Origin of the sequence: Leptospira sarikeiensis (genome assembly GCF_004769615.1) — a bacterium.
In the GTDB taxonomy this organism is placed as follows: Bacteria; Spirochaetota; Leptospiria; order Leptospirales; family Leptospiraceae; genus Leptospira_B; species Leptospira_B sarikeiensis.
The window spans coordinates 348,336-366,920 of the sequence record NZ_RQGF01000028.1 but is presented as its reverse complement, the minus strand read 5'-3'; the positions used below and the strand labels follow the sequence as shown (position 1 = coordinate 366,920).

Sequence of the window (18,585 nt, the reverse complement as noted above, 5' to 3'; positions counted from 1 at the left end):
GTTTATTCTACTTTCATTGCAATATTTCAAAGGAAGAAAAATTCTTTGAGATTAACAAACCTTATTCCATATAACTCGAATTGAGTTTTTGAGTAAAAGGATCCTATTTTATAATTAACGTTTTAATATAAGTTTCACGTTATTTGTAAACGTATGTTCATCTATATGCAAAGAACATGAAAAAGATTGACGCTGAATAATTATAAAGTTTCGTATCGAGTCTCATAGATATAGAATAGTCGAGGAGATAACCGAGATGAAATACGATGTGCTGATCAAAAACGGCAGAATATTCGACGGTGAGGGGAATCCATCTTTTATCGGGGATATCGCAGTGTTGGATGGAAAGATCGCAGCAATTGCTGAAAGTATTCCAGTAGATGCAGTTAAAGTTTATGATGCAAAGGGTCTTTGGGTAACTCCGGGTTTCGTAGATTTACATACTCATTATGATGCGGAAGTGGAAGCTTCTCCAGGATTAAAAGAATCGGTGATGCACGGAGTGACTACCATTACGATGGGAAGTTGTTCTTTGAGCCTTTGTATTGGAACTTCTGAAGACCTAGCTGATATGTTCAGTAGGGTAGAAGCAATTCCTAGAGAGCAAGTCCTTCCTCTATTACAAAAAAAGAAAACTTGGAACTCCATGAAGGAATACGCGGATCATTTGAATTCGCTTCCCCTTGGACCGAATGTTTCCACCTTCTTGGGTCATTCTGCAATAAGAGCTTATACGATGGGTTTAGAAAGATCTCTTTCCTACGGCGTAAAACCTACTGAAGAAGAGATGCTTAAAATGGAGAAACTTCTGCAAGAAGCGATCGACTGCGGATATCTCGGCCTTTCTATCAATACTCTGACTTGGGACAAAATGGATGGGAATCGTTTTAGAAGCCGACCTCTTCCTTCTACATTTGCAAAATGGTCTGAGATCAGCAGATTGAATAAGATCGTAAGAAGAGAAGGTAGGATCTTCCAAGGCGTTCCGAATGTTTCTACCAAATACAACGTATTATTATTCTTTAAAGAAAGCCTAGGGATTTTCAGGAAAAAATTAAAAACTACGATTATCTCTTTAATGGATCCAAGATCCAATCGTTCTATTTACAGAGTGGTCGCATTGTTGACTCGGATTGTGAATACGGTTTTCAGAGGAGATGTGAGATTACAGGCAGTACCTGCAGTATTCGATCTGTATGCTGACGGTGTGGATGTAGTTGTTTTCGAGGAATTTGGAGCGGGAACTGCAGCGATCCATTTGGCGGATCTTGCGGAACGTAGAAAGTTACTAATGGATAACGGATATAGAAAATGGTTCCGTCGCCAATGGACCAATTGGTTCTTGCCTAGAGTTTTTCATAGGGACTTTAATCAATCTAAGATCGTGGAATGTCCGGATCAAAAATTGGTCGGAAGATCATTCTCTGAATTAGCAAAAGAAAGAAAACAGCATGTTGTGGAGACTTTCTTGGATCTTTGCGCGGAATATGGAAATGATATCCGTTGGTACACAGTAATAGGAAATGATAGAAAGGGACCTTTAAAATATATCGTAAGCCATCCAGACGTTTTGATCGGTTTCTCCGATGCGGGAGCTCATTTAAGAGGAATGGCTCATTATAATTTTCCATTACGTTTTCTGAAATTAGTCAGGGATGCGGAGTTGGAAGGAAAACCTTTTCTCTCCACTGAGAAGGCTGTATGGAGAGTGACTGGAGAGATTGCGGATTGGTTCGGATTAGATGCAGGCAAATTAAAAGTCGGAGCACAGGCTGATATTGTTCTTTTGAACCCTAAAGGATTGGATGAAAAGGTGGAAACTATCCAAGAAGTTCCTATGGAAGAATTCGGCGGAATGGTTCGTTTAGTCCGTAGGAATGAAGATGCAATTCGTGCAGTCTTAATTAACGGTAAGGTCGCTGTCGAAAAAGGAAAAGTTTTACCTGAGATCGGTAATGAAACAGGTTTTGGAAGATTTATGGCCTATAAAGAAAAAGATTATCTTTATACTTCCAGAAAAGAATCCAAACGAGTGCCTGCGTCTGTAGCTTAACTTAAAAGGAGAGGCGGAAAATATTAAGGAATTCGAACAACGATCTTTCCGAAATGTTTTCCGTCTTTCAGATACTCTAAAGCATCTTTAAATTCAGAAAGTTCGAAAACTTTATCCACTACAGGCTTCAATTTCCATTCTTCTATTGCTTTGTTCATAGCAAGGAAACCTTCTTTATGGCCTACCACAATCCCTTGTACTTTGATTTGATTCATTACCAAAGGTAGAAGATTCAGATCTTTGATTGCTCCGGCTAAAATTCCGATCAAATGGATCGTGCCGAAAAGTTTTACCGCTTTTATGGATTGTTCTAAGGTTCCAGCCCCGCCGACTTCTACGATATGATCCGCTCCTTCTCCACCTGTAAGTTCTCGGATCTTTTCTCCCCAAGATATTATGTTTTTATAATTGATTAGATGATCTGCGCCTAAGGCTTTCCCTCTTTCCAGTTTTTCATCAGAAGAAGATGTCAGATATACTGTTGCTCCGACTGCTTTAGAAAATTGTAATGCGAACAAGGAAACTCCGCCGGTTCCTTGCACTACGACGGATTCTCCTTTTTGTAGTTTGTTTTCCACGAAAAAAGAAGACCAGGCGGTTAGAGCAGCACAAGGAAGAGTAGCCGCTTCTTCAAAGCTTAAATGAGAAGGCATCGGAACTACTCCGGTTGCTGGGAGGATCGCATACTGTCTCAGAGTCCCGTCTAAAGGTCCACCTAGAGTGGTTCTGAGTTGTTGTTTATTCGCGGGGCCTGATAGCCAATACGGAGCGAATGTTGCATTTACTTTATCGCCGGACTTAAAGCCGGAAACCCCTTCTCCTACTTCTACTATTTCTCCCGCTCCGTCGCTGCAAGGAACCATTGGGACAGGGAATTTCGGGTTATATTTTCCTTGGACCACTAAGTAGTCTCTGAAATTTAAGGAAGCCGCTTTGAAACGAACCAAAACTTCTCCCGGGCCAGGTTTTCCAGGATCAGGTAAATCGATTAAGGAGAGATTTTCTTTTCCGAAGGAGGAGAGTTGTACGGCTTTCATGATTGTATTTTAAGATTTTTGAATGGAGTTAAATGAGAAGGGCTCGGGTTTTAATCCCAAGCCCTTTTTGTTTCAGGTTATTTTCTACCTAATCCGAGCTTATCCGCTCCGACTAAGATACTCATGTTCCCTGAAGGGTGTTTGTTTTCTTTCATCAACTGGTGAGCCTGTGCAGTCTCTTCAAACTTATATGTATGAGAGAGAGCAGGATCCACCTTTTTGTCGATTACTAGTTGGTTCAGACCGGCTGCGTTTTCATCGTTTGCGAAGTGAGAACCTTGCAGGCGTTTTTGGCGCATCCATAGATATCTTAAGTCTACAGTTGCGTTATATCCTGTGGTTCCCGCGCAGATAACTACCATTCCGCCTGTCTCGCAAACGAATACTGAAGTAGGGATGGTTGTTTCACCTGGATGTTCGAATACGATCTTAGGATTGTTTCCTTTTCCTGCGATGTCCCAAATAGCCTTTCCGAATTCTCTGGCTTGTTTAGTCCATTCTACAAATACTTCAGGCTTATTGATATCCGAAGTAAGTGCGCCCCAATGTTTGAAGTTATTTCTGTTAATAACTCCTGCAGCGCCAAGATTCTTACAGAATTCGATCTTATCGTCGGAAGATACAACAGCGATCGGGATTCCACCTGCTGCCTTTACGATCTGGATCGCCATTGCCCCGAGTCCGCCGGCTCCTCCCCAGATTAAAACCACGTCTCCAGGTTTTACATCGTTCGGTTTCCAGTGATGAAGCATTCTGTATGCTGTTGCTCCAACGAGCATATAAGCTGCAGCTTCTTCCCAAGAAAGATGTTTTGGTTTAGGAAGACATTGGTGGTCTTGCACTTTACAGAACTGAGCAAAAGATCCCCAGTTCGTTTCATATGCCCAAATCAATTGAGAAGGTGCAAACATAGGATCGTTGCCCGCTTTGATCCAAGGATCGTTTTTGCCCCAGATCCCACAGTGGAGAACTACCTCGTCTCCTACTTTTACGTTCGTAACTTCGGAACCTACTTTGTATACGATCCCGGAAGCGTCTGAACCACCGATATGGAATTTTTCAGGTTCGCCTTTTTTATTCCTAGCGCCGATCACATCGACTGGAAATCCGAGTCCGGCCCATACGTTATTATAATTAATTCCGGCTGCCATCACTGCAACCAGCACTTCGTCTGGAGCGATTTCAGGGACATCTATCTCTTCAGGTTGAATAGATTTGATCGGGTCTCCAAAACGCTCTGGTCGGATGACCTGTGCATGCATTTTTTTAGGGACAACCCCTAACGGAGGGAGTTGGCCAATTGGTACGATTTCAGGTGCGCTCATGGGGACCAGAAAACCTAACCGACCGAGGCTTACGAGAAAAAAAAGGGTCTTAAATCGGCTCTTTCTACCTAATTCAGTAGGATATGATCGATCCTATCTTCCAAACCTCTGACCCGATCTTCGAAAAACCGCTCTGAGGAGATAGATAGTATCAAACTATGTAATAAATCTACGAGAAGCGAAAGTTTAAGCTCTGCATTTTTTGCAGGAGGGTTCCTGTCTACTGCCGCATCCAATAACTTCCTATATTGGGCCCCGTAATGGTTCGTATATTCTTGAACTAAGTTTTCAGGTGCAGAATATACTAAACTGAACGGAAGTTTAGCTCTATCAGGAAATTGCCTAGCGATATCCGAGATCGCTCTGAATACGGAGACAACCTCTTCTCTTAAACCTCTATCTTTCACGACTCTACTTCTGATATCGTTCAAGATCATAAGGTGAGTTGCAACCAAAGCCTTTCTGAATAAATTTTCTTTGGAATGAAAATGATGATATATGCTAGGCTGTTCCAACCCGCATTCTCTGCTGATCTCTCTTAAGGAGGTTCCATGAAAACCCTTGCGGGCAAAAGCAATCGCAGCTCCTTCTAAAATTCTTTCTCTAGAATTTCTGAAAACTCCATTTGTGGGGTAGACTGGGCTACCGTCCTTCTTTTTCACCGATCCAAACCTCTTTTAGAATAGATCCGACGAATTAGTATTTATGTCTTAAGATCGAAGATCCAGAAAATCGTCGGAAGGCTATCCTAAGGGATAGAATTAATCACTTTATGCGAAGATATAACAAACGCCAGAATTCCGCAATTCATTAACTTATTGGGAATGTTTAATTACACCATTCCGCACTAGACTTGGATTCAATTGATCTATATCAGCTTTTAAGGTCTCAGAACTCTTTCTTAAAAACTTCGAAGTAGTTATTGAGTTCGCTAGTACCAGGAAGTCTTCCTTCTGCCCCCGGTTGTTTTTTCCCAGGTGAGCCTGGCTGATTCAGGTTTTGATCCTTTTCTTCTCTTCCGAATGCAGCTGAAGGAGTATATAATTGACTACCGAATAGAAGTTCGAAGTTTGCAACGTTAGACTCTGATTCGTCCAATCTGATCTCTACTAAGAAATGGTTCTCACCAAACCTTGCTTCCCACTCATAAACGAAAGTCGGCTCTACGAATCCTGTGAACAAAGGAGATAATTTTCTGTCTTCACTATCCGATTGAAAGATATGTACCATTACGGATTGGTCTGGATTTTCATGAGCGAGACCGACCCCTAATTTCCGTACGATCTTTCTGTCCTTTCCTTCCGGAAACTGAAGTTTAAAAGATACTGTATTTCCTTTGAAAACCGAGCCGCTGAATTGGGATCTCCGATCTACAATGTAACCTCTGTCTTTTAAGGAAACTTTTACATCCTCAACGAGTTTTTTGAATGTAGGAACTCCACCTGCGATGGATTCTTTAGAAGTATTTGGAGTTGTCGGTCCTGGCTGAGCATACGAGCCGGACTGGCTAAATAAAAATAAAAGTAAAATTGCGGGAAAGAATCCTACACGACGAAGTTCTAATAGAAAGGATTGCATGATTAACTAACAGACTAACTCGGATAAGACATTCTCGCCAGATTTTTTCGAAAATAATTCAGAAAATAACGGAGAAACTCTACCGAAAACTCCAAAAAAAACGATAGTTATTAGTATGCAGCCCCATTCTGAGAACAAACTCGGAGGAATTATGAGAACGACTTTAGGTTTTCTTGTAGTAACTTTTATTACTTTTTCGTTTTTACAGAATTGTGTCACCCAAGCCAAGTATGATGCCTTACAGGCACTTTATGATCAGAAATCTAAAGATCTTTCTTCTTTAGAGAATGATAAATCTTCTCTCCAAAGATCTGTCGACGACATGAAAAGGATCCAGGAAGAATCAGAGAAGAGGATTGCGGATTACCGGAACTTACTTGCGAGTTTCAAAAGTATGATCGACTCCGGAAAGCTGAAGATCAGGATCGTAGACGGTAGAATGGTCGTAATACTTTCTTCCGATATTCTATTCCCTCCAGGGTCTTCTACACTTTCTTCCAAAGGGATAGATGCGATCAAAGAAGTGACAGGGATCCTCTCTTCATTGCCAGGAAGAAGATTCCAAGTAGAAGGCCATACGGATGATGTTCCTACTGGGATCAAAGGTTTTTCCAACTGGGAGCTTGCTTCTGCGCGAGCATTGACCGTTCTACATACGATGGTCAAATCCGGAATGCCGGAAGATAGGATCAGCGCCGCTTCTATGGGATCTTCTCGCCCTTCCGTTCCGAACGATAGTGTGGAGAATAGGACCGCCAATAGAAGGATTGAGATCGTGATCGTTCCGGACCTAACCAATCTTCCCGGGATTGAAGAGATCAGAAAACTTAGTGAGTAAGTTTTTAACTTATTCATATGATTTGAATTCTTTCTTTTGAATATACTTGCCCGATCCTCATCGATCGGGCTTATGTTTCGTATCCTTTCCTTTTAAATTGCCAGTAGGTTTCGCTTGGCGGATTTACGCCTTTTCGAAACTATGACTTATCCCCTCTTTTTTAAAATTCCTTCGGTGTTTAGGTAGGTTGTATGATCAGCGTTTCGGGTCTCTCTTTGAATTTTGGCAAAAAAATTCTCTTCGAAAACGTTACTGTAAAGTTTAAGGAGAACTGCAGATACGGTCTGATCGGTGCAAACGGATCGGGTAAATCTACTTTTATGAAGATCCTTGCTGGAATGGAACAGGCAGCGGCCGGTTCTGTGGCGATCGACGTAGGTGTTAAAGTCGGTTACTTAAAACAGGATCATTACGAATACGAAAACGAGACAGTGATCAACACTGTAATGATGGGGAATAAGGAACTTTGGACGATCGCCAAAGAAAGGGACGAAATTTATTCCAAACCTGAAATGTCCGATGAGGACGGGATCCGAGTTTCCGAATTAGAAGAAGCGTTCGGAGAGATGGGGGGGTATGAGGCGGAAAGTACCGCAGGCGAGTTATTGGAAGGTTTAGGAATTCCTACGAACATCCATGGCCAGACTCTTTCTTTTTTGACCGGCGGTTTTAAACTTAGGGTTTTACTCGCACAGGTTCTATTCCAAAAACCTGATGTTCTTCTTTTGGACGAACCTACCAACCACTTGGATATCAAGACGATCAACTGGTTGGAATCTTTCCTACTGAATTATAAGGGAGTAGTTATTGTAATCTCCCACGACCGTCACTTTATTAACTCGGTCGCTTCTCATATCTGTGACTTGGATTATCAGACTATGACTGTGTATCCAGGTAACTACGACGAGTACATGGAGGCTTCTCAAGCAGCTAGAGAAAGAGCTCAGTCGGACAATAAAAGATCAAAAGAAAAAATTGCAGAATTGCAAGAGTTCGTAAGTAGATTCAGTGCCAACGCCGCAAAATCCAAACAGGCGACTTCTCGTCAGAAAATGATCGAAAAGATCAAAGATAATATGACTGAGATCAGACCTTCTTCCAGATTATTCCCATATATAGTATTCAAGATGAAACGTGTTTTGGGAAAAGATGTGATCATTGCAGATAATATTTCTAAAGCCTATGAAGATCGAGTGATCTATAAGGATTTTACGATCAATATCACTAAGGGTGAGAAGATCGCGATCATCGGAACGAACGGTGTAGGAAAAACTACCTTATTAAAAACTTTGATGAAACAGATTAATTCCGATTCCGGTTCTGTTGCATTTGGAGATTCGGTGGAACCTTCCGTATTTCCTCAGGACCATAGAGAAGGGATCGGAGAAGATGCAGATTCTATTATAGAATGGTTATATAGATATGCTCCTCCAGGCACTGAGATGGAAGAAATTCGTGCAGTTCTGGGAAGAATGTTATTTAGCGGCGATATGGCTAAAAAACCCACCCAGGTTCTTTCCGGAGGAGAGAAGTCTAGGATCATTCTGTGTAAAATGATCATGGCCCAAGACAATCTTTTGGCCTTGGACGAACCTACGAACCACTTGGATTTGGAATCTATCGAATCCTTAAACTATGCCTTAACTAAATTCGAGGGAACGATACTTTTTGTTTCTCACGATAGAGAGTTCATAAGTTCGATTGCTACTCGAATTCTAGAAGTGACTACAGAAGGAATTCGAGACTTTAAAGGAACATACGAAGACTTCTTAGAAAGAGAAGGTCAAGAATTCTATAAACGTCTTGCCGGCGGCCCGGTCTTAACTGAAAACTAATCAGATCTAAAAGTATTTATCTATTAGTTTGGAAATAATAGGAAGGAATACCGGGATCGCAAGAGCGGTCGCCAGGATCCATTTCGTTTGATTAGAGATCGTTTCTTGGATCTTTAATAATTCTTTGTAAATATTTAAGAACCCGAATTGCATTTCGGTTCGAAGAGTTCCGATCTCATGTTTTAGTTCGGCTCTGATATCTGATTTGAATACTTCGAAGTCCATTCTTAATTCTTTGATCTCCCGTTGGGTTTTTTCAATTTGAGCACTCATTTCTTTTGAGCTTGTCTCAAGCTTCGTTATCCTTGTTTCCAGATCGTAGATTTGTTTTCTAATGGAAGCGATCTCATTTCTTGCGCTTGCAAAAGTATGGATAACGGAATTTTTGAAGTCGGAGAGCTCTTCTCTTATTTTACCAATTTCGTCCGAGAGAAGTTTTTCGAATCTTCTTTGAGACTCTTCCAAAAGCATTTTGCCTCCTGATTCCCAATTCTTATGTAAAAAATCCAAGAACGCGTCACTCGCTTCTGCGCCTAAAATTTCCTCTAATTCTCTCGGGAATCTTTTGTTCATAGGTAATTTCATTGTAACCTCCGGGAAGTTTCGATCAACTCCTTAATGGTTACGTGTCGGGAAAGTAGATTTTTGCTTACGTTTTTTGGGAGAAAAACGCGGAATTTTCGTTCTGAATGTATATTCAGTTTTATGAATGCTTTTTTAGGAATTCTACAAGCTGATCTAATGCAAACTTGCGATGAGAAACTGAATTCTTTTTCTCATCTGTCACTTGAGAAAAATGAGCAGAGAAGGGAGGATAATAAAAAATAGGATCGTATCCGAATCCGTTCCCACTTGTTTCGTAATGGTCCGAGATCAGGCCCTTACATTCTCCTTCGAATGTATATTCTCCGTCTGGAGTAACAAGGGACATGACACAAACGTATTTGGCATTTCGATCGGATTCACCCTTCATTTTTTCCAGAAGAAGCCTTGCTCTTCCTTCGTCATCCAGACCTTCTCCTCCGAATCTCGCCGAGTAGACCCCGGGAGCTCCGCCCAGAGCATCTACACAAATTCCGGAATCGTCCGCAAGAGCAGGAAGTTTAGAAAGATAGAATAATTCCCTGGATTTAAGAAGAGAATTTTCCGCAAAAGTTTTCCCGGTTTCCTCCGGACCGAATTCAATTCCTAACTCCTTCGGGGTCGACAGTGTGAACCCTAAAGGAGAAAGGATGGCTCGAATTTCGCGAACTTTATGGGAGTTGTTGGAAGCGATTATAAGGGATTTCAATTTCCCAATTTGAATTCGTCAAAAGCGTCTTCGATAGTAGGAAGAACTTTGAACACTTTATCCAACATTGTGATTTCGAAAAGTTGGAGGAGATCGTCGTCGTTTACAACGATGATGATATCTCCTTCTGCGGAGTTGAATTTCTTTTTGTAGGAGACTAAGATCCCCAACGCAGTCGAGCAAATATGACTTACCTCTGTAAGATCGATAATGATCTTAGGGGAGGGTTCGAAATTATGGTCGCTCAGGTTGCGGTCCAGTTCCTCGCTGTCGGATTGCAGAATGGATCCGGAAATTTTGATGATGTGGATGTCGCCTTGAACCGTTATTTCCATGTGGGTAACGAACCTTGTTTGCATATTCGATTTTTTAATAGCAAGCAAAAAACGCCGTTTCGCGGGTTTCTAGACCGCTTCTTCCGGAATAAATGCCGAAAAAGATCTAAGACCTTCTTATTTTTACATATTCATCCGGAAAAAGTTCATTTATGTCCCACTAAGACAAAAACCGATCTGGAATTTCTAACCAAAAAACATTAGTTCGAAGAAACCTTTTGCAATTGCTCGCTGAAAATTTGGGAGGTCATCTTGACCTTGTATTTTGCGATCAATTTATCCTTCAGGATCGCAAACGGTTTTTCAGTGAGCAAATGATAGAAATACGCGAAGAAGAAAACCGCCAGTCCAACCGGAATAGTATAGAGCAAGAATTCATGTTGTTCTAATTTTTTATCCGCATATAACAATTTTCTAGAGATAGGCGTCATCACCACTATGTGGATAATGTAAGCGCAGTAAGATAATTTTGCAAAAGGAGAGAAACCTTTCCATGAAAGGAATTTTCCGATCGGATCTCCTTTTCTCATAGAGAGTATGAAAATTCCGATCCATAGTAGAGCGAAACTTGGGTAACGAATTACTTGATGAAATCCCATTTCAAATTCGTTCGCTAATGCTGTGTAGGTTAGTAGGCCGATCCAAAGTCCCGCATGTAGATAATTTGCCCAAGGCCCTAATTGAAGCGCTTTTTCGACCCATGTTTTATGAAAATTGAATATATATGCGAATATGATCCCGTAAAGAACAGAATCTATATGTCCATGGAACGGATAATAAATATATCCATTATACAGATCCACACTTTCAGAACCTGAGGTTTTTAATACAACCGTATACATAAATATCGCACGGTAGATCAGAGGAAGTGCCGTAAGAAAGATCAAAAATCCTAATCTAAATCGTTTCGGAACGTATCTGAAAATCACTAAAAGAAAGATAGGGAAAGCGATATAAAATTGTTCCTCTAAAGAAAGAGACCAACCGTGGAACATGGTTCCCTTGAAATAGTCTGAAATATAAAGAAAATCGAACCAGATCTTACTTTTAGCGGCTATTATCTGATCTACGAATTCAGGCGGTGCACTTTTAAGCATCGCGGGAATGAATACGAAATATTGCAGTATTAGGAAAATATAAAATGGAGGGAAGATCCTCAAAGATCGTTTTAAATAGAAAAATTTCCAATTGATCGTGCCTTTGGATTCTAACTCAGCGAATAATGGACTAGCGATCAAAAATCCGCTCAATGGAAAAAATAGATCCAAACAAACTGAACCGTTATTTAAGAAATTTCTTAAGTAGGGGTCTATATCCGGAATAAATACCTGAACAGTACGGTACATATGCCCGTAGATCAGCATAAAAAAGCCCAAGGTTCTTGCCCCGTTAAAGGGTGCGATCTCCCTTTCGTCGGGTCTAAAAATTCCTAGGAAATATTCTTTCATTCAATGATCCTTAAGATTGTGGATTTATAGAGAAAGGAGTTCCTTTCCAAAGTTTGGAAGTTCTCACTTTCTTTTTCGGGGGTCTCCAGAGTTATAGTGGTTGCTGACTCTGAATCTAGGCAACGGAATGATTTCGGAGCTAAAAAATGCCATTCTTCATTCAGGCAGGCTTGGTATCCTTCTCTTACAAGTCTTAAGAGGATCCCCAAACTCAAATCTCCTTGGCCGAAGTCTTTTGGATTGGATTTCCACTGGATCCTATATTTCGTTTCTTTATTCGGATGGATCGCAGTTATGAATTTTTCCGGTCTATCATCATATTCGAATTCCGTATTTTTTCCATACAGTGCGATACAGAGGAATAAAATGGAAATAGAGTAGATCCGAAAATTCTTTATATCTGGGAAGTCGATATTGGCCAGAAAGATTTTTAAATTTAAATAATATAGAATTCCTGCAAGTATATATGTGAACCAATAGATATGGGATATTTGCCCACCTTTCATTTTGAAGGCACCAAATAGGGTGATAAAAAACGCCCAGATCAAAACTTTAAGTAAAGATCGGTCAAATTCCTGTAACTTTTCCTTCCAGAAAATCGGAATACCGAATAGTAATCCCACGATTAAGAATGCCGGGAAATTTTTCAGAAAACTGATCGGTGAAATATAATAAGAAAGAACATATTGAAGAGTAGGTCCTAACTTATGAAAAGTGGAATTTTTTAATGCGAGTCCTACAATTTTCGTAAGATTTCCGGGAGAATTGGAGAATTCTTCCGCGAGAGGTGGGATCCAGCAAACTATCGTGAAGATTACGGAAGCAATGATCGCTATTATAAATTCTTTACTTTTGTATTGTGAGAACCCTTTATTCTTATAAAAATAAAAACTTCCTACCAAGAACATTGGCACTATGAATGAGATCCCAACGATCTGATTCTGAACGATAATATTTGCAGAGACCGCAAACCAGAAAAAATTCTTGATCGAACCATGTGAAAGATCTGCAAGAGAAAGGATTAATAATAAAGTAGGGAATAATACTACGCCTGGTCCCCAGATATTAGAGATCGCATTCGGAAGAAGGGGAGTTAAGCCGAGTATCAATGCCGCTGAGAATATACTTATAGATCTTATACTTTCGATCCGAATATAAAGAATTCTTAAACTAATTATCAGAAAGAAAAGATTATACAGAACAATTCCGATAGAATGAGCTCCATGTGGAGATTTAACAAAGAAGAATATTTTTTCTGCGAGGGCTAAGTAATAGAATACGATCGGCCCAGGATGATTCACTACAAATCGCGAATATGCTCCTAGGGCCTCCTGAAATTTTCCTGCCTTCCATATTTGGAGTGCATTAGCGGCGTAATCTCCCGTTTCCTGATAAGGTTGGGTGAAAAATCCAGGATTAGCCAGTAAGAAGCCAAACGCGAATAAGATTGGTATGGAAAGTAAGAAGAGAGGGTATTTCTTGTTAGGTATTGTTTGCATGAATCGGAGGAATTATGGAGGGCCGATATTTCGAGTAAAGTTCCGATAATAACCTGCTCGGTCAAGTAGATTCTTTTTTAGAACACGCTTTATCCCAAAAAGTCTTAAGATCCGATGGGATACAAATTTTGTAGGAGTTCCTAAGAAATTTTGGAAATAAATTCCGCTTGATTGGAGTCCGATTCTTCTTCTAAGCTTCCGAGACCGCTTTCAGACACCAAATAATGAATCCTATTTTTTTTAATTTTTACTCCTTCGGTTCGATCTTAATCGTTCTCTACTTTTTATACACCGGGTTCTTCTTCCTTACGATCAAAGAAAGAAGTAAGGCAGCTTTTCATTTAGGCGTATGTGCGTTAACTACCGTATTTCATAATATAGGATATTTCTGGGGATTTATATCCTTCGAAGAAAGTACCATCCATCATAGGATCATCGCAGTCGCAGGCCCCTTGATGAGCTTCACTCAGCTTGTTGGATTCTTTATTTATTTTCCAGAACCAAGGAAGAAAGGGATACTGCCAGGTTTGATATTTTATTGGCTTTTGTATCTTGGAGTTCTATTAGTAACGGGTTATTACGCGGTTATTTGTTGGAACGCTCCTAGATCTTTCGTTCCGGGATCCCATTATTGGGATTATGAAGTGCATGTATTTTACAGTTATTTTATATACGTCATTCTTTTTTATGAGGTGTGCTATCTAGTTATCGGGATCTGGAAAGCGATTATAGAAACCGGAAAAGAAAGAAGATCCGTAATCTATATTCTACTCAGCTACGCCGTTATCACTGTGGTCCCCGGATTACTAAATGCTTTGAGCCGGAACGGAACTGTCGCTCGTGCGACATACCAGCAATCGTTTAACCTTGGAATGGTTACTGGAATGTTCCTGATCATGATCGTCTACGTAAACGCAACTAAGGAAAGAACTACGATCTTGAATCGGATCATAGGAGTTTCTTTGGCGACCTTCTTCGTATGTTATCAATTAGTAGGTTATTCAATTCTGAACGGGTATGAAAGATCCTACGATGAAATGAAAAGGCGAGACAGTTCCATTGCCGTTTTGGAAGGGAAAAATCCGGAAGGACTTGCATATATCGTTTCTTTTGATCCCGAAAAAAACGAATTTAGGTCCGAACGTGGCAAAAAGGACCCCCGCTTTAAAAAAGAAGACGAGTTAGAAGTCCGCTTCTTTCGAGAAAAACAAAAAATCAGCAATCTTGGAAATCTGCCCGGAGATAAGAGACTAGAAAGAACAAAGGAATTATTGGAGACTTCTCCTTCTGATTTTAAGGCGTATGAAGAAGGGTTGATCATATTCCTAAAATCTAAAGGAAAACAAATAGTAACTGATCAGGATATAGAGGATTATTTCAAAAGTATATACGGAAAATTGAATATTATCCGGAATAAATACTATAGGCTCCCAGATAGAACGAAGGAAAAATCGATCACCGGCTTATTGAGCTCTACGGATCTTGGATTGTCTGAAACCCTGAAATTTACGCGCGAAGCTGCATTAAACGCAATACATTCGGGAAAGCCCGCAGACCAGGTCTCTAGGATCGTATTAAATTCCCTATCTCCGATACATTCTGCTGGAGATAGGATCTACAGAGGGACTCGCATCTATTCCCCTTCCGATCCTAAGCCGGTGATGTATCTTTCCTATTATTTAGCTCCCGATCCGAACGGAAAAATTTATGAAGTAGGTTTTGAATATAAGGATTATAGAATATTCCATAACGAACCTAGCTCCATCTTAGTGATTTCCATGATCCTTACATTTATAGTAATCGTGATTGGATTTAGATTCTTCTTTCAAAATGCGATCGTATCCCCAATGGACGAAGTCGTAGTTGGTTTGACGGAAGTGAACTCAGGTAATTTGGAATATAGATTAACTCCAAGGGTAGAAGATGAGATAGGTTTTATTGCAAGATCCTTCAATAAGATGGCAAGGAGTATTCAAGCAGCTCGAAAAAGGCTCCAAAAATATGCGGATGAGTTAGAGGAAAAAGTAAAAGATCGAACCAGGGAATTGGAAAATACTTTGGAAGAGGTAAGAGAGCTAAAACAACAGCAAGACGGCGATTATTTCCTTACATCACTTCTGATTAAACCTTTGGGTGCTAATAAGACCGTATCCGAAAATGTCAAAGTGGATTTTCTAATAGATCAGAAGAAGAAGTTTAGCTTTCGCAGGTTTAACGACGAGATCGGCGGAGATATGAATATCTCCAATCAAATCACATTGAGGGGAAAACGTTATACCGTATTTTTGAACGCAGATGCAATGGGAAAATCCATGCAAGGAGCAGGCGGTGCGTTGGTTTTAGGCTCCGTGTGCGAATCGATTATAGAAAGAACAAGAAATGCGGAAAGTATGAAAGAACAATCTCCTGAGAGATGGTTAAAAAACGTATTTTTGGAATTGCATAAGGTTTTTGAAAGTTTTGAAGGCTCGATGTTAGTATCATCCGTAATCGGTCTGATCGAGGAGAATTCAGGAACATTATATTATATTAATGCGGAGCATCCGTGGACCGCTTTATTCAGGGATGGAAAAGCAAGTTTTATAGAAGACGATTTGATGTTCAGAAAATTGGGTACTACAGGTATGGAAGGCAAAATTTCGGTTAAAACCTTTCAGTTACTTCCTGGAGACGTTATTATCGCAGGTTCGGACGGTAGAGATGATATTCTTCTAGGCAATGACAAGGAAGGTGGAAGGATCATCAACGATGATGAAAAACTTTTCTTACGATTGATCGAGCAAGGTAACGGAGAACTTCCTAGAATATACGATTCTATTCATGGCGTAGGATCCCTTACAGATGATCTATCTATGATCCGGATTTCCTTCAAAGAGGAAGGAGGAATAGAAAGGATCCGTGAAAAAGAAAAAATCAGACAATTGCTTCGGAGCGCCAAAGAAAGATCGAAAGATAAGAATATCAAAGAAGCATTATCTTATTTAGAGCAAGCCGACTCCTTGGATAATAATTTGCCCGAAGTCAAAAAAGGATTACTTAAGTATCATATTCGATTGAAAAACTATTCGAAGGCATCACAATTCGCAGAAGAATATTTAAATATTCGCCCAGTCGATAAAGAGATCCTATTTATAGCTTCTTATGTTGCGAGAAGAGCGAAACAATTTCAAAAAGCTCAAGATTTCGGCGAAAGATTACTACTAAGAGAACCGACTCATGTCAGGAATTTGATCAATTTAACTAGAGTTTGTATAGCTTTAAGAAATTATGAAAGAGCAAAGGAGTTATTGAGAGAAGCTTTTAGATTGGAGCCTGAAAATTCGCAAGTATACAAAATTAAAAAAGCACTCGAGTCTATCGAACTCAGCTAGTGTCTTTCCGTTAATGTGACTTAATTCGTGGAGGATTTCTCTTCCGAATGCATTGGAAATTAATTTTGTCTAAATTGTGTAAATATCTTGCAAAATCGAGTCAAAAAATTTAAAGTACGCGGATCAAACTCGAATACGTTTTAAAAGATTAAAAACTCTTAAAATGTGTTTTTCCAAATCATGTTCTCGTATGACTCGAAATTAAGATTCGGAATTATTGGAATTGGCTTTCTCGGTCTATTGATCGGCCTTTCCTCCTGGATTAGCAGTCGAAATTTAACTGAATCCAAGGATTGGGAATCCCATACTTTCGGGGTTTTATCCAGGCTTGAAAGTTTAACATCCAGTTCAAAAGAAACTCAAATACGATTTCTTACTTTTCTTTCCTCTGGGAAACGAGAGGATTTAGAATATTATAAAACTGAAAAACAGAATTTATTCTTAAAGCTTGGAGAGCTTAAGTATATTACTCGGGACAATCCCTTTCAGCAAAACCGCATTGAAGAATTGGAAAAGATACTTCGAAAGAGAGACGATCTGATCCAAAAAAACCAAGATCCTGCATATAGGACCATTCAAACAAAGACGGAAAATGCGATTTTAGAACGGGAAATTGATCGTTATATAGACACTCTTAAAGACAAAGAACTAGATCTTCTTTCAAGTAGGACCTCCGACGCGAAATCGAAAGCTTCTATTACCGATTGGATCTTATTTTTATCCATTTCTTTTAATCTTATGATCTTAGCAGTTTTATATAGATTCATAAAAAGGGAATCGGATTTGAGGATCGCTGCCGAAACGGTACTTTCAGACAAGAATATACTTTTAGAAAGTACATTAGATGAGAAAGAGAAGAATTATAAAGAAATTTTAATGATAAAAACTGCTTTGGATTGTGCCTCGAGCAATCTAATGATCGCGGATAACGATTTAAACATTGTTTATACAAATCGTTCTATTGTGCATATGTTCGAAGCTGCAAAGGAAAATATTCGTAAAGAATATCCGTTCTTTGCACCTGAAAAACTTTTAGGGTCCTGTATCGACTCCTTTCATGCAAATCCAGAGAAACAAAGAAAAATACTTTCTACATTCACGGATACTTTTAAAAGCTCTATAGCGATCGGTGGGCAAGAATTCAATTTGAGCGCAGATCCGGTCATGGACGTTTCGGGTAATCGATTGGGGAGCGTGGTGGAATGGCTTGATGTTACCGAAAGGAATCTAAAGGAATTTCAGATCAATCAATTGAACCGTGACTTGGAAGAGAATATCGGTAAATTAGAATATGCAAATAGAGAGTTAGAAGCGTTTAGTTATTCGGTTTCACACGACTTAAGAGCTCCGATCCGAGGTATAGACGGTTTTACTAAAATAATGCTCGAGGATTATTCTTCCGTTTTAGATCCGGAGCCTCTTCGACTCTTAAATATCATCGCGACAAATTCAAAATTTATGGGTCAATTGATAGATGATCTTCTTGCGTTTTATCGAGTTTCAAAATTAGAGCCTAAGTCAGATTCGATAAACATGAAACATATGGTTTCCGATTCAATTCAGATCATAAATCAACAATACGGAGAAGAACCTCCTTCAGTTACGATTTCAGAACTTCCTTTCGCTAGAGGGGACGCTTCTATGTTGAAACAGGTTTGGTTGAATTTGATCTCAAATGCATTTAAATATTCTTCAAAGTCGGAAAAACCTTTTGTAGAGATCGGTTCTTTAAACGGAGAAGGAGACAAAACATACTTCGTAAGGGATAACGGAGTTGGTTTCGACGAACAATATTCTCATAAACTATTTAAAGTTTTTCAAAGACTACATTCAAATGAGGAATTTACCGGAACTGGAATCGGACTTGCGATCGTAGATAGGATCGTAAAAAGGCACGGAGGAAGAGTCTGGGCCGAGGGAAAAATGGGACAGGGTGCCACATTTTATTTTACAATACCGAACAAGGAATAGAGAA

14 protein-coding genes are annotated in these 18,585 nt (G+C 39.8%); 5 read left to right on the top strand and 9 right to left on the bottom strand.

Annotated features, from left to right (window positions below; translation table 11 throughout):
• The first annotated feature begins 256 nt into the window (after window positions 1–256).
• Complete coding sequence (locus tag EHQ64_RS13015; protein WP_135649902.1) at window positions 257–2,053, top strand: N-acyl-D-amino-acid deacylase family protein; 1,797 nt, start codon at window positions 257–259, stop codon at window positions 2,051–2,053.
• 23 nt (window positions 2,054–2,076) lie between these two features.
• On the opposite strand, the gene EHQ64_RS13010 is transcribed toward EHQ64_RS13015, so the two are convergent.
• From EHQ64_RS13010 to EHQ64_RS12995, 4 genes are all read right to left on the bottom strand, one after another.
• Window positions 2,077–3,090: a zinc-dependent alcohol dehydrogenase family protein gene (locus tag EHQ64_RS13010; protein WP_135649901.1), complete on the bottom strand. Its 1,014-nt coding sequence runs from the start codon at window positions 3,088–3,090 to the stop codon at window positions 2,077–2,079.
• A 77-nt stretch (window positions 3,091–3,167) separates the two neighbouring features.
• The gene (gene ccrA, locus EHQ64_RS13005) at window positions 3,168–4,415 is read right to left on the bottom strand and encodes a crotonyl-CoA carboxylase/reductase (RefSeq protein ID WP_135649900.1); all 1,248 of its coding nucleotides are present in this window, start codon (window positions 4,413–4,415) and stop codon (window positions 3,168–3,170) included.
• A 68-nt stretch (window positions 4,416–4,483) separates the two neighbouring features.
• The gene (locus tag EHQ64_RS13000; RefSeq protein ID WP_135649899.1) at window positions 4,484–5,077 is read right to left on the bottom strand and encodes a TetR/AcrR family transcriptional regulator; all 594 of its coding nucleotides are present in this window, start codon (window positions 5,075–5,077) and stop codon (window positions 4,484–4,486) included.
• A 226-nt stretch (window positions 5,078–5,303) separates the two neighbouring features.
• Window positions 5,304–5,993 (bottom strand): hypothetical protein, encoded by a 690-nt coding sequence (locus EHQ64_RS12995; protein ID WP_135649898.1) that lies wholly within the window; start codon window positions 5,991–5,993, stop codon window positions 5,304–5,306.
• A gap of 151 nt (window positions 5,994–6,144) precedes the next feature.
• Here EHQ64_RS12995 and EHQ64_RS12990 point away from each other — a divergent pair, with 151 nt between their 5' ends.
• Together EHQ64_RS12990 and EHQ64_RS12985 are read left to right on the top strand one after the other, a co-directional pair.
• On the top strand, window positions 6,145–6,831 hold the full coding sequence (locus EHQ64_RS12990; RefSeq protein ID WP_246048751.1) for an OmpA/MotB family protein: 687 nt from the start codon (window positions 6,145–6,147) through the stop codon (window positions 6,829–6,831).
• 191 nt (window positions 6,832–7,022) lie between these two features.
• Complete coding sequence (locus EHQ64_RS12985) at window positions 7,023–8,666, top strand: ATP-binding cassette domain-containing protein (RefSeq protein ID WP_135649896.1); 1,644 nt, start codon at window positions 7,023–7,025, stop codon at window positions 8,664–8,666.
• A 6-nt stretch (window positions 8,667–8,672) separates the two neighbouring features.
• Here EHQ64_RS12985 and EHQ64_RS12980 read toward each other — a convergent pair whose 3' ends face one another.
• The 5 genes from EHQ64_RS12980 to EHQ64_RS12960 form a co-directional block, all read right to left on the bottom strand.
• On the bottom strand, window positions 8,673–9,251 hold the full coding sequence (locus tag EHQ64_RS12980; protein WP_135649895.1) for an LA_3696 family protein: 579 nt from the start codon (window positions 9,249–9,251) through the stop codon (window positions 8,673–8,675).
• Window positions 9,252–9,369: 118 nt separating this feature from the next.
• Entirely contained in the window at window positions 9,370–9,957 is a 588-nt protein-coding gene (gene rdgB / locus EHQ64_RS12975) for an RdgB/HAM1 family non-canonical purine NTP pyrophosphatase (protein ID WP_135649894.1), read from the bottom strand.
• Window positions 9,954–10,292, bottom strand: coding sequence for an STAS domain-containing protein (locus EHQ64_RS12970; protein WP_010514772.1), 339 nt, complete (start codon window positions 10,290–10,292; stop codon window positions 9,954–9,956). Before EHQ64_RS12970 ends, rdgB begins: the two co-directional genes overlap by 4 nt.
• A 200-nt stretch (window positions 10,293–10,492) precedes the next feature.
• Entirely contained in the window at window positions 10,493–11,740 is a 1,248-nt protein-coding gene (locus tag EHQ64_RS12965; RefSeq protein ID WP_135649893.1) for an acyltransferase family protein, read from the bottom strand.
• On the bottom strand, window positions 11,737–13,239 hold the full coding sequence (locus tag EHQ64_RS12960) for a hypothetical protein (protein WP_135649892.1): 1,503 nt from the start codon (window positions 13,237–13,239) through the stop codon (window positions 11,737–11,739). Before EHQ64_RS12960 ends, EHQ64_RS12965 begins: the two co-directional genes overlap by 4 nt.
• A gap of 224 nt (window positions 13,240–13,463) precedes the next feature.
• Between EHQ64_RS12960 and EHQ64_RS12955 the strand changes: the two genes are divergently transcribed.
• Both EHQ64_RS12955 and EHQ64_RS12950 read left to right on the top strand, forming a co-directional pair.
• A complete protein-coding gene (locus EHQ64_RS12955) occupies window positions 13,464–16,610 on the top strand; it encodes a SpoIIE family protein phosphatase (RefSeq protein ID WP_135649891.1) in 3,147 nt (1,048 codons plus the stop codon).
• Between the two features lie 240 nt (window positions 16,611–16,850).
• Window positions 16,851–18,581, top strand: coding sequence for an ATP-binding protein (locus EHQ64_RS12950; RefSeq protein ID WP_246048749.1), 1,731 nt, complete (start codon window positions 16,851–16,853; stop codon window positions 18,579–18,581).
• Window positions 18,582–18,585 lie beyond the last annotated feature (4 nt).